Genomic DNA, 12,638 nt, shown 5'->3' with positions numbered 1-12,638 from the left:
ATGAACATGAATATGCCTGTAAACAATGCCGCTCCGGTCAAGACCCAGGAGTCGGCGAAAACCGCGATCTCCGCCCTGTGGCGCCCGGCGCTGGTCCAGGCGTTCGTCAAGCTGGACCCGCGCCAGTTGAAGCGTTCGCCGGTGATGCTGGTGGTCGAGTTGACCGCAATCCTCACTACCGTGCTGTGCCTGGTGCCGGACAGCAGCGTGCCGACCTTTGTCGCGGTGCAGATTGCCCTGTGGCTGTGGTTCACCGTGCTGTTCGCCAACTTCGCCGAAGCCTTGGCCGAAGGTCGCGGCAAGGCCCGCGCCGACAGCCTCAAGGCCGGCAGTGAGGGCCTCAGCGCTCGGCGTAAAGAGGCCGATGGCAGCTTCAAGGTGGTGCCCGCCACCAGCCTGCGCAAAGGTGATGTGGTACGGGTTGCGGCCGGGGAAATGATCCCTGGCGACGGTGAAGTCATCGAAGGCATCGCGGCGGTCAATGAAGCGGCGATCACCGGTGAGTCCGCACCGGTCATCCGCGAATCCGGCGGCGACCGCTCGGCCGTCACCGGCAATACCCGGCTGGTCTCGGACTGGCTGCTGATTCGCATCACCGCCAACCCTGGCGAGTCGACACTGGACCGCATGATCGCCCTGGTCGAAGGCGCCAAGCGCCAGAAAACCCCCAACGAAGTGGCGCTGGATATCCTGCTGATCGGCCTGACCCTGATCTTCCTGCTGGTGGTCGTGACCTTGCAGCCGTTCGCCCATTTCGCCAATGGCAGCCTGCCGCTGGTGTTTCTGGTGGCACTGCTGGTCACGCTGATTCCGACCACCATTGGTGGCCTGTTGTCGGCCATCGGCATCGCCGGCATGGATCGTCTGGTGCGCCTCAACGTGATCGCCAAGTCCGGTCGCGCCGTGGAAGCGGCGGGGGACGTGCATGTGCTGTTGCTGGACAAGACCGGCACCATCACCTTCGGTAACCGGCGCTGCGCTGGCATCTATGCTGCGCCTGGCGTCAACGGCAAGGAGTTGGCCGAAGGTGCGCTGCTGGCCTCGCTGGCGGACGATACGGCCGAAGGCAAGTCCATCGTCGAATACCTGCGTGCCCTGCATCCGTACACCGAGCCCTCTGTGCAAGAGCTGACCGGTGTGCCGTTCAGCGCCGAAACGCGCTTGTCCGGTGTGGACTATCAAGGCCGCGTCTACCGTAAAGGCGCTGTCGATTCGCTGCTGGCCTTTATCGGCCAGAAACGCCAGGACCTGTTGCCAGCGCTGTCGCGGGAAATCGACAAGATCGCCCAGAGTGGCGGCACCCCGTTGCTGGTGTGCGCCGACGGCAAATTGCTCGGCGCGATTCACCTCAAGGACGTGGTCAAGCCCGGTATTCGCGAGCGCTTTGCCGAGTTGCGCAAGCTGGGGATCCGCACGGTGATGGTGACTGGCGACAACCCATTGACCGCCGCCGCGATTGCCGCGGAAGCGGGTGTGGATGATGTGCTGGCGGAAGCCACGCCGGAGAAGAAACTGGCGCGCATCCGCCATGAGCAGAACGACGGGCGCCTGGTGGCCATGTGTGGCGACGGTGCCAACGACGCTCCGGCCCTGGCCCAGGCGGATGTCGGCATGGCGATGAATGACGGCACCCAGGCGGCACGCGAGGCGGCGAACATGGTCGACCTCGACAGCGACCCGACCAAGCTGCTGGACGTGGTGCAGATCGGCAAGGAATTGCTGGTGACCCGTGGCGCGCTGACCACCTTTTCGATTGCCAACGACGTGGCCAAGTACTTCGCGATCCTGCCGGCGCTGTTCGCCTCGATCTACCCGCAACTGGGCGTGCTCAACGTGATGCACCTGAGCAGCCCGCAGAGCGCGATTCTGTCGGCGATTGTGTTCAACGCGCTGATCATCGTGGTGCTGATCCCCCTGGCCCTGCGCGGTGTGCGGGTGCAGGCAGCGAGTGCGGCGGCGTTGCTGCGGCGCAACCTGCTGATCTATGGCGTGGGTGGGCTTTTGGTGCCGTTCGCCGGGATCAAGGCGAGCGACATGCTGCTGACCGCGCTGCACCTGGTCTGACCCAACCCTGTAGGTGCCGGCAAGCCGGCTCCTACAGGTCACGAATCAATTGAGGAAGATGAAATGTCCAGTACGATCCGTCCGGCCATAAGCCTGTTGGTACTGATGACCCTGATCACTGGCGTCGCCTATCCGCTGGTGGTGACCGGCGTCGCCCAGGTCGCCTTTCCCGACCAGGCCAATGGCAGCCTGGTGCGTGATGCCGAAGGCAAGGTGCGCGGTTCCAGCCTGATTGCCCAGCAATTTTCCGGTGACCGCTGGTTCCACTCGCGGCCTTCGGCAGGTGCGTTTGCCACTGTATCGAGCAGTGCTAGCAACCTGGGCCCAAGCAACCCGGCGCTGGCGACGCGGGTGTTCGAAGACGCTGGCAAAATCCAGGTCCCAGGCCAGGGACCAGTGCCACTGGCACTGTTGACTACCTCCGGCAGCGGTCTTGATCCACACTTGCCACCGCAGGCAATTGCCTATCAACTGGCGCGGGTAGCGGCGGCGCGGCAGTTGCCGGTGTCGACCCTGGAGCGCTTGATGGACGAGCATATCGAGCAACCGCTGGTGGGGCCGCCGGTGGTGAATGTACTGGCGCTGAACATGGCGCTGGAAAAGCTGTAACTCCCTGTAGGAGCGAGCTTGCTCGCGAAAAACCTGAGGGCGCCGCGTTTATCCAGGATGAATGCGGTGCACTTGAGTTATTCGCGAGCAAGCTCGCTCCTACAGTGGCTCTATTGACCTTGAGAGACCTTTGCACATGAGTGACTCCGGCCGCGCCGATGCCCTTCTAGCCGACCTACCCAAGCACGGCCGTGGCCGGCTCAAAGTATTCCTCGGCGCCGCCCCTGGCGTGGGCAAGACCTACGCGATGCTCCAGGCCGCCCACACCCAACTGCGCCAGGGCGTCAAAGTGGTGGCCGGGGTGGTCGAGACCCACGGCCGCGCCGAGACCGAGGCCTTGCTGGGTGGCTTGCCCCAGCAGCCACTGCTGCGTTCGGAATACCGCGGGGTGATGCTCGAAGAGATGGACCTCGACGGCTTGCTCGCCACCAAGCCCAAGTTGGTGCTGGTGGACGAATTGGCCCACAGCAACGCCCCGGGCAGCCGCCACGAAAAGCGCTGGCAGGACATCCAGGAACTGCTTTCCGCCGGCATCAACGTGTTCACCACGGTCAACGTCCAGCACCTGGAAAGCCTTAACGATCAGGTGCGCGGCATCACCGGCGTGCAGGTGCGCGAAACCCTGCCGGACTGGGTGTTGCAGGAAGCCGATGAGTTGCTGCTGATCGACCTGCCATCGCGCGAGCTGCTGGAGCGCCTGCGCGATGGCAAGGTCTACGTGCCGGAGCAGGCGCGCGCCGCCATTGATGCGTTCTTTACCCAGACCAACCTTATGGCCCTGCGCGAGTTGGCGATGCAGACGGCCGCCGCCCACGTCGATGACGATTTGGCCCAGGGCTATCGGCAACTGGGCCAGGCCGCTCCCACCGTGCGCGGGCGCCTGCTGGTGGGGGTGGACGGCGATGCCGAGGCCGAGCGCCTGGTACGCCACGCCAGCCGTGTGGCCCAGCGCCGGCATTTGCCCTGGAGCCTGGTACATGTGGACAACGGCCGGGTGCGTGACGAACAGTCTCGGTTGCGCCTGCAAAACGCCCAGCAATTGGCCGAGCGCCTGGGTGGCGAAGTGGTGTTGTTGCGTGCCGGCGAGGTGGCCAAGACGTTGATCCAGCACGCCGCCGAACGTCGTGCCAGCCTGGTGCTGGTCGGGCAGTCGCGCCCGCGCTGGTGGCGCAGGATCTTCGGTGGCGGCTTGGCCGCGCGCTTGTTGCGCAATGCCCGGGGCCTGGAAATCAACGTCCTCGACAGCGATGGAGCACCCGCCGCACCGCGCTTGCCCGATGTACGTGGCCTGGTCTGGTTCGACTACGCCTTGGCGCTGCTGGCGACCGTGCTGGCCAGTGCGTTGGCGTGGGGCGTGTCGAGTATCTTGCCGCTGCCCAATATCTCTCTGGTGTTCCTCGCAGCGGTGCTGCTGGTGGCGGTTCGCAGCAGCCTGGGCCCGGCATTGGCTTGTGCGGCGCTGTCGTTCCTGACCTATGACTTTTTGTTTATCCCGCCGAATTTCTCCTTCGCCATCCAGCGTGAAGAAGATGTGCTGACGCTGTTGTTTTTCCTGCTGATGGCGGCGCTCACCGGCAACCTGGCTGCGCGCCAGCGTCGGCAATTGCAGGCCCTGCGCGACACCCAGGAAGAAACCAGCGAGCTGCTCGACCTGTCGCGCAAACTCACCGCTGCCACCGACCGCCAGGCGGTGATCAGCGCAGCGGCCCATCATCTGCAGGGGTGGAGCGATTTGCAGCTGTGCCTGGTCAATCGCGACGGGCCCAGTGACTGGAAGGTCGAGACCGGTGGCCCGATCACCTTCACCGAGGCCGAGCGCGCCGCCGCCGACTGGGCCTGGCAGCACGACCAGCCGGCAGGCATGGGCACCGGGACCTTGCCATTTGGGCGTTGGTGGTGGTGGCCGTTGACCGCCGAAAATGGTCCGCTGGGCCTGCTCGGTGTCAGCCCCAAGGCCGGCCTGGAACTCAGTGGCCAACGCCGGCGCCTGCTCACGGCCTTGAGCCAGCCATTGGCCCAGGCGCTGGCCCGTGCTCAGTTGGCGCAGAATCTGGAGGCGGCCCGTTTGCATGGCGAGACCGAACAACTGCGCAGTGCCTTGCTGGCTTCGGTGTCCCATGATTTACGCACGCCGCTGACCTCCATGCGCGGCAGCATCGACAGCCTGCTGGCCCTGGGCGAAGCCATTCCCCTGGAAGATCGTCGCGAACTGCTGGAAGGCACTCGCGATGAAGCCGAGCGCCTGGACCGCTATATCCAGAACCTGCTGGACATGACCCGTCTCGGCCACGGCGCCTTGAAGCTGGCGCGGGACTGGGTGTCGCCCGGTGATATCGTCGGCAGTTCCCTCGGCCGTTTGCGCGCGGTGCTGGCGCCGTTGCAGGTGAGCACCGATGTGCCGGCCGAGTTGCCATTGCTGTATGTACACGCCGCCTTGATCGAGCAGGCGCTGGTCAATGTCCTGGAAAACGCCGCGCGCTTTTCACCGCCCCATGGCCGCTTGCAACTGCGTGCCGGCGTGGCGGACCAGGCGTTGTTTTTCTCGGTCAGTGACGAAGGCCCGGGGATTCCCGAGGAGGAGCGGGCGAAGATTTTCGACATGTTCTACACCGCTGCACGCGGCGACCGGGGCGGCCAGGGCACCGGGCTCGGTCTGGCAATCTGCCAGGGCATGGTCGGTGCCCACGGCGGGCATATCAGCGTGACCGAGGGCATCGAGGGGCGGGGCACGTGCATCACTTTGTTCCTGCCGTTGCAGGCTCAGCCAAGCCTGGACAGTGAAGCGTGATACCCGGTGCGCTACTCTTATCTTTTTTTAGCGATTGTGACGGAACACCATGAGCCAGACTGCGACGATTTTGGTCATTGATGACGAGCCGCAGATCCGCAAGTTCTTGCGCATCAGCCTGGCCTCCCAAGGCTACAAAGTGCTGGAGGCCGGAACCGGTGCCGAAGGACTGGCCCAGGCGGCATTGAACAAACCGGACCTGCTGGTGCTGGACCTGGGCCTGCCGGACATGGACGGCCAACAGGTGCTGCGCGACTTGCGCGAATGGTCGACGGCCCCGGTGCTGGTGTTGTCGGTACGTGCCAGCGAAGGGCAGAAGGTCCAGGCACTGGACGGTGGTGCCAACGACTATGTGACCAAACCGTTTGGCATCCAGGAGTTCCTGGCCCGGGTCCGTGCGTTGTTACGCCAGGCACCTGCTGGAGAAGCCCAACAGGCGGCGCTGCAGTTTGGCCCGTTGACGGTGGACCTGGCCTATCGGCGGGTGTTGCTGGACGGGGCCGACGTGGCCCTGACCCGCAAGGAATATGCCGTGCTGGCGCAACTGGCACGCCATCCCGGCCGGGTGATCACCCAGCAACAGTTGCTCAAGGACATTTGGGGGCCGACTCACACCGAAGACAGCCACTACCTACGGATTGTGGTGGGGCACTTGCGTCAGAAACTGGCGGATGACCCGACCCAGCCGCGGTTTATCGTGACCGAGGCAGGGGTGGGGTATCGGTTGTTGGGGGCTGAAGTCTGAGGGAATGTGGTTGCTGGGCCGGCCTCATCGCGGGCAAGCCCGCTCCCACATTTAGATCTGTGAATACATTCAAGTGTGGGAGCGGGCTTGCCCGCGATAGGGCCCCAAGCCCCAGCGAAGATCTCAACTCTGCTCACTCTCATACCGATCCAGCGTATCACTGGCAATCTCGCGCCCCAGCGCGATCAATTCCGGTGCCTTGTAGAACTCGAAGAACCGGCACACCCGCTTTGGCACGTTGATCAGCACATCCGGCGGATAACCGGCGATCTTGTACTGCGCCAACGATGTCTGCATCACCTCGAAACTCTGGTTGATCAAATCCAGCAGCGACGCCGGCCCGACGTTGTCGATGATGAACGAGCCGGTAGCGGATTTCGGTGTGCCGGCAGCTTCCGGTGCGGCAGCCGGTTGCTGGGCCTCAGGCTCGGCGCCTTCGAGCCATGGATTGATATCGGCGGCTTGCGCCTGTAGTGCTTCCTGCTCCAGCAGCAACAAGTTCTCGGCTTGTTTGCGCCGAAACGGCAAGTGCGAGCCCAATGAACGCACCAGGCTGTCGAAGCGGCTTTTAAACGCCGGTGGGCGCTGGATCACCGGCAGTTTGTAATGCTTCTGGTTGGTGGCGTTGAGGTTGACCGCAATGATCAAGTCGCAATGGCTCGACACCACCGGCACGATGGGCAACGGGTTAAGCAGGCCGCCGTCCACCAGCATGCGGTTGCCTTGCATTACCGGAGTAAACAGGCTGGGAATCGCCGCCGAGGCCCGCATGGCCTGGTGCAGGCAGCCTTCCTGGAACCAGATTTCCTGCTGGTTGGTCAGGTCGGTGGCCACCGCCGTGTAGGGAATGCGCAGGTCCTCGATATTGATCTCGCCGACGATCTTGCGGATCTGCCCGAAGACTTTTTCGCCGCGTATCGCCCCCAGGCGAAAGCTCACATCCACCAGGCGCAACACGTCCAGATAGTCCAGGCTTTCGATCCAGTTCCGATAGTCTTCAAGCTTGCCTGCCGCATAGACCCCGCCCACCACCGCACCCATGGAGCAGCCGGCGATACAGGCGATTTCATAGCCGCGTCTTTCGATCTCTTCGATCACCCCGATATGGGCATAACCCCGCGCACCGCCGGAGCCCAGGACCAATGCAACACGTTTTTTCATGACCGGATCCTTCGCAAAACAGCTGTCCACAATGCACCCATCGAGGGGGCTGCTTCAATCCTAGCTGACAAGAGTGATTATTTTCAGAAGCCGAGCTATTTGCTCGGGTATGCTTTGACCATCGGCGCTGGGCATTTCAGGCTGTGTGATAAGGCACTTTTCGATGTAGGCAACGTCTACATCCCACGACTGTTTTCTTTTCTTGAGGTGTCATTGATGAAAGCCTGGATGTGTTTGCCTGTGATCGTACTGGCCTTGGCCGGTTGTGCTGGTAAAACGGCCTATCGCGATAGTTGTGGCAGCCAGTTGGATTCTGCCTGGCGTGAGCTGGACTTGGCCAAGGCTGAAGGTTTTGCCGGGACGGTCAGCTATTCCAAGGCCCTGTCGTTGCTGACCGGTGCCAAGACCCAGCAACAATTCGAAGCGTTCGAAGGGTGCGCCAATAAAGCGGAAAAAGCCCGTTTCTATATCCGTGAGTCGCGCGCCGGGCGTTGATCCGAGTCAGCGCAACACGCCGGGGTAGTGGTTAAGGTGGTTCCAGGCGCCTGTTTTGCGCAGGCGTATGGACGTTGTTTAACAGGGGAAGCAGCATGTCGGCGTTGGTAGATCAGTTGGTCGCCCAGGTCATTGGCCTGGAAGTCGGATTGTTGAGTTGCCAGGCGCGCCTGGCGGCGGTGACCGATGACGAGGCGTTGCATGACTTGCGCACCACCGTGCGGCGCTTGCGCAGCTTGTTGCGGCCCTTGCGCGGGCTGCCCGGTGTCGAGCAACTGGAAGCGGCCGCCAGCGCGGTCGGCCAATTGACCACGCCGCTGCGCGACCGTGAAGTGCTGGCGGCGTACTTGCAGCAGCACGGCTATCACGAAGCTGCGGCGCGGCGCCTGCGCCAGCAGCCACAAACCTATCGACAGGTGGCGCGTAGTCCGCAAGTCGCACACCTGCTGCTGATCCTGGATGCCTTTCCCCGCTTTATCCGCGCGTCCGATCACCAAAAATTGCTCAAGGGGCTGCAGGCGCGCATCGAAAAACGGTTGGCCAAGCAGTGGCAAACCCTCGATGAGGCCCTGCACGATCCCGGTCACGACCGTCATCGCCTGCGCTTATTGATCAAGCGCGTCCGTTACGCGGCCGAGGCTTATCCGCAATTGGGGCAATTGCCGGCCAAGGCCATGTCCCGTCTCAAGTCCGCCCAAGGCGCGCTGGGGGATTGGCATGACTGCTGGCAATGGCTGGCGCAGGCCGAACATCAGGCGGATCTGCAACCTTGTGTTGCGGTCTGGCATCGCACCATGGCCCAGGCCGAAGGCAAGGCCGATCGGGTGCTGGATAAGCTGGCGGCGGAGTGTTTCTGATCCGGCGGCTTATCTGTCCGGTTTTTTGGCCGGAATAAGCGCTGTACCTGACTGTCACGCTGGTTAAGATCGCACAATCGATTTTCTTGATGTGAGGTCGCCATGCGCTTTAGTGATTTGCTCGACGCCGCCCGTAATAACCCGTTGGATGTGTCTATCCCGGCCGAGTGGGCCCAGGGCCGCGCCACGTTTGGCGGGCTGGTCGCCGCTTTGCAGTACGAAGCCTTGCGCGCCCAGGTGCCGGCAGACCGCCCGTTGCGTTCGCTGGCCGTGACCTTTGTCGGGCCGGTAGCGCCAGACGTATCGGCCAGCTATCAAGTGGAAGTGCTGCGCGAAGGCAAGGCAGTCAGCCAGTTGCTGGGGCGGGTGGTGCAGGGCGGTGAAGTCATGACCCTGGTCCAGGCCAGTTTCGGCGCATCGCGCCCTTCGGAGATCGATGTGCAGGCGTTGCCGGCGCCGACCTTCAAGCATTGGGACGAGTGCCAGGAACTGCCGTATATCAAAGGTGCGACCCCCGAGTTCATGCGTCACCTGGCGATGCGCTGGAGCGTCGGCGGCTGGCCGTTCACCGGCAACAAGTCGCGGGACATGGGCGGCTGGGTACGTTTGCGTGGGGATGTGAAGGAAGAACCCTTGACCGAAGCGCATATCCTCGCGTTGGTGGATGCCTGGCCGCCGGCCCTGTTACCGCATCTGAAGCGGCCTGCAGCGGGCAGCACCCTGACCTGGACCATAGAGTTCATCCAGCCGCTGGCGCAGTTGACGACCCTGGACTGGTGCCAGTACCACGTCGAGATCGAGCATGCCCGTGATGGCTACGGCCATGCCGCTGCCAAGCTATGGGGGCCTGACGGCCAGTTGATCGCCATCAGCCGTCAGACCGTGGTGGTATTCGCCTGAGTGGCCTTCAGTGGCGGTGGCGCTGACGCCAGGCTTGCCACCAGCCGCCACTGAGGACAAAGCGCGGAAAAGTCACGAACTGCTCGACCAGCAGGCGCTGTACCGCATCTTTACGATCACTGAACGGTTCGCTGGCCTGGGCTTCCAGGCTATGGCCATGGCGTTGCAGCGCCAGGCCGGCCAACACGCCGATCACGCCGATGGCAAAGCTGGCCAGGCTCAGGCTGAACACCCCGGACACAATCAGCAGAAACCCGACGATGAACAGCGGCACGGCAATCAGGTGCAGTACCAGATTGGTCGGGTGCTGATGATTCTGCGGGTAGGCGCGCCATTGCCAGGCCGGGAGATTGGGGTGACGTTTGCCCATGATGATAAATCCTCTGTCCATTGATACTCGATGAGCAGAGTTTAGGTTGGGCGGGCAGGGTCGGCGAATTGGTGTTGGCTATGGGGGTTATAGCGATTTGATGGGATCCGCCAACGGCAAGCGTTGGCTGATCGGCAGGCAAACTTCACAACTTCAGTTGACCGATCGCCTTGTTCAACTCGCCGGCCAGGGTCGCCAGCTCGTTGCTGGTGGTCGCGGAATCCACGGTCTGTTGCACGGTGTTTTCCGTGACATCACGAATGCTCACCACTGCGCGGTTCATCTCTTCGGCCACGTGGCTCTGCTGTTCGGCGGCCACCGCAATCTGCGTGTTGCTCTCGCGCATCTGCGCCACGGCGCTGGTGATTTCGGCGAGTGAGGCGCCGGCTTCCTGGGCTTGCTGTACACAGTCATCTGCCTTGAAGGAGCTTTCCTGCATAAAGTCCACCGCGTCCCGGGTGCCGGCCTGCAGGGCCGAGACCATGCGAGTGATCTCATCGGTGGAGCTTTGTACGCGCTTGGCCAGGTTGCGCACTTCGTCGGCGACGACGGCAAAGCCGCGGCCCATTTCACCGGCGCGGGCGGCTTCAATCGCGGCGTTGAGGGCCAGCAGGTTGGTTTGTTCGGCGATGCTGTGGATCACGCCGACCACGCCGTTGATCTTCTGACTGTCTTCGGCCAGCTTCTGGATCATCTCTGCGGTTTGCTGCACGCCGGTGGACAGCCCGGCAATCGAGCGCTGGACCCGGGTCACCACTTCCTGGCCGCTGCCGGCCAGGGTGTCGGCGGTCTGCGACAGGTCGCGTGTGGCGCCGGCGTGTTGGGCTATGTGATACACGGTGGCGGTCATTTCATTGATCGCGGTGGCAGCCTGGTCGGTCTCGCTTTGCTGGCCGAGCATGCCGTGCTGGACCTCGTTCATGCTGCTGGCCAGGCGCGCGGCACCGTCGTCCAACAGTTTGGCGGTGCGCGCCACGGTACTGACTACCCGCTGGTAGCCGGCCTGCATGGCGTTGAACGCGCTGGCCATCTGCCCGACTTCGTCCTTGCACGCCAGGGGCACCCGAGCCGAGAGGTCACCGGTTTTTTCTACGTGCAGCATCACGTCTTTCAAGGTGTTGAGTTGGGCGAGCAAAAAGCGGATCAGCAACTGTGAGGCGCAGAGCATCGCCAGCATCAGGATCAGCACCGCTACCGCGTAGTGGGTGAAGCGTTCGGTAAACACTTGGCTCAAGCTGGGTGCATAGGCCAGGACGGCGACTTGCTGGCCGTCGGCGCGGGAGATGACTTCGGCGCCCAGCAACGGGTTTTCGCCGAACAGCGGCATAGGGTTGAACTCGACCCAGCCATTGGCCTCGCTGAGGGCGGACAGGTCCTGGTCTGCCAGTTCGGGCGCCAGGCCCCGCTGGAACACCAGCCAGTGTTCATCCTTGGGCAGCGCCTGCCCCGCCGGCCATGCGCCGAGCAAGCGGCCCTGGGCTTGTGCCGAGGCTTGGGAGGCATGGCTGCGGGCCTGTTGCTCAAGGTGCACGGCATACAGCACCAGCAGCAGCGTGGTGATGAAAGCGACCGCATTCACGGCCCAGAATTTGTACTTCAGCGAGATATTGCTAAGCCAGGCACCCATGGAAGGTTTTCTCTGATAGCGGAAACAGTTTTGGCAAGGTGCCATTATTGTGCCGCTATTCGAAAAAAGGGTGTTGATATGGGTCAATACGCCGCGTCAATCCAACGCAGGCAGGCCGAAAAACGCGCGGGCGCAGGCGGTGCTGTGTTGTGCCAGGTCTTCCAGGCTTTCTTCGCGGTGCTGGGCCACTTCACGCAAGACTTCCGGTAAATAGGCGGGTTCATTGCGCCCGTTCTTGGGTTTGGGACGCAGGGTGCGCGGCAGCAGGTAGGGTGCGTCGCTTTCCAGCATCAGGCGGCCTCGGGGGATTTCCCTGACAAGCGGGTGCAGGTGCGTCCCACGCCGTTCGTCACAAATCCAGCCGGTGATACCAATATGCAGGTCAAGGTCTAGGTAGCTGAACAGGGCGCGCTGCTCGCCGGTGAAGCAGTGCACCACGGCGGCGGGCAGATGGTCGCGGTAGTCGCGCAGGATCTCCAGCAAACGCTGATTGGCATCGCGCTCATGGAGAAACACCGGCAACTGCAATTCGACGGCTAATGCCAGGTGGGCTTCGAGGACTTTTTCCTGCTGGGGGCGTGGTGAGAAATCACGGTTGAAGTCCAGCCCGCATTCACCCACGGCGCGTACCCGGTCCTGGCTGAGCAGGTCACGCAGTTGCCGGGCGCTGTCGGCGTTCCAATCGCTGGCGCTGTGGGGGTGAATGCCCGCGGTGGAGAACAGCCGTTGGGCGCTTTCATCCCAACGCTGGCACAGTTCCAGGGCCTGTTCGCTGCCTTGCACACTGGTGCCGGTGACAACCAATTGGCCCACGCCGGCGGCATAGGCGCGGTCGAGCACGGCCTGGTGTTTGTCGTCGAAACTGGGGTTGGTCAGGTTGACGCCAATATCAATGAGTTGCATGGTGCTATCTCCGCCTGCGGCCGGAAAGTCTATCAGAGCTGTAGATTTATAAGAAAAACCTAGAACTACAACGAGTTATCGCTGTCTTTGAACGTCGCAAGTAACACCGTGGTTGGCCG

11 protein-coding genes are annotated in these 12,638 nt (G+C 62.8%); 7 read left to right on the top strand and 4 right to left on the bottom strand.

Annotated elements, in window-relative coordinates; all coding sequences use genetic code 11:
- The 4 genes from kdpB to H097_RS24630 all read left to right on the top strand — a co-directional run bounded on the left by kdpB (position 1) and on the right by H097_RS24630 (position 6,206).
- Positions 1-2,064: a potassium-transporting ATPase subunit KdpB gene (gene kdpB / locus H097_RS24645; protein ID WP_032863108.1), complete on the top strand. Its 2,064-nt coding sequence runs from the start codon at positions 1-3 to the stop codon at positions 2,062-2,064.
- Positions 2,065-2,127: 63 nt separating this feature from the next.
- Positions 2,128-2,673 (top strand): potassium-transporting ATPase subunit KdpC, encoded by a 546-nt coding sequence (kdpC, locus tag H097_RS24640; protein WP_032863105.1) that lies wholly within the window; start codon positions 2,128-2,130, stop codon positions 2,671-2,673.
- Between the two features lie 136 nt (positions 2,674-2,809).
- A complete protein-coding gene (locus H097_RS24635) occupies positions 2,810-5,461 on the top strand; it encodes a sensor histidine kinase KdpD (RefSeq protein WP_032863104.1) in 2,652 nt (883 codons plus the stop codon).
- Between the two features lie 49 nt (positions 5,462-5,510).
- On the top strand, positions 5,511-6,206 hold the full coding sequence (locus H097_RS24630; RefSeq protein WP_032863102.1) for a response regulator: 696 nt from the start codon (positions 5,511-5,513) through the stop codon (positions 6,204-6,206).
- Between the two features lie 123 nt (positions 6,207-6,329).
- On the opposite strand, the gene H097_RS24625 is transcribed toward H097_RS24630, so the two are convergent.
- Entirely contained in the window at positions 6,330-7,367 is a 1,038-nt protein-coding gene (locus H097_RS24625; protein WP_032863100.1) for a patatin-like phospholipase family protein, read from the bottom strand.
- Positions 7,368-7,583: 216 nt separating this feature from the next.
- On the opposite strand from H097_RS24625, the gene H097_RS24620 reads away from it, so the two are divergent.
- The 3 genes from H097_RS24620 (at position 7,584) to H097_RS24610 (ending at position 9,619) form a co-directional block, all read left to right on the top strand.
- Positions 7,584-7,862 (top strand): hypothetical protein, encoded by a 279-nt coding sequence (locus H097_RS24620; protein ID WP_032863097.1) that lies wholly within the window; start codon positions 7,584-7,586, stop codon positions 7,860-7,862.
- Positions 7,863-7,957: 95 nt separating this feature from the next.
- Entirely contained in the window at positions 7,958-8,719 is a 762-nt protein-coding gene (locus tag H097_RS24615) for a CHAD domain-containing protein (RefSeq protein WP_032863095.1), read from the top strand.
- Positions 8,720-8,821: 102 nt separating this feature from the next.
- The gene (locus H097_RS24610) at positions 8,822-9,619 is read left to right on the top strand and encodes a thioesterase family protein (RefSeq protein ID WP_032863093.1); all 798 of its coding nucleotides are present in this window, start codon (positions 8,822-8,824) and stop codon (positions 9,617-9,619) included.
- Between the two features lie 7 nt (positions 9,620-9,626).
- On the opposite strand, the gene H097_RS24605 is transcribed toward H097_RS24610, so the two are convergent.
- The 3 genes from H097_RS24605 to H097_RS24595 form a co-directional block, all read right to left on the bottom strand.
- Positions 9,627-9,989, bottom strand: coding sequence for an Mpo1-like protein (locus H097_RS24605; protein ID WP_032863091.1), 363 nt, complete (start codon positions 9,987-9,989; stop codon positions 9,627-9,629).
- 145 nt (positions 9,990-10,134) lie between these two features.
- Positions 10,135-11,616 (bottom strand): methyl-accepting chemotaxis protein, encoded by a 1,482-nt coding sequence (locus H097_RS24600; RefSeq protein ID WP_032863089.1) that lies wholly within the window; start codon positions 11,614-11,616, stop codon positions 10,135-10,137.
- A gap of 96 nt (positions 11,617-11,712) precedes the next feature.
- On the bottom strand, positions 11,713-12,519 hold the full coding sequence (locus H097_RS24595; protein WP_032863087.1) for a TatD family hydrolase: 807 nt from the start codon (positions 12,517-12,519) through the stop codon (positions 11,713-11,715).
- Between the last annotated feature and the right edge of the window lie 119 nt (positions 12,520-12,638).

Origin of the sequence: Pseudomonas sp. FH4 (assembly GCF_000510915.2) — a bacterium.
Classification (GTDB): Bacteria; Pseudomonadota; Gammaproteobacteria; order Pseudomonadales; family Pseudomonadaceae; genus Aquipseudomonas; species Aquipseudomonas brenneri.
Note: the sequence above shows the minus strand (reverse complement) of the source record. Positions and strands in the feature narration are given on the sequence as shown.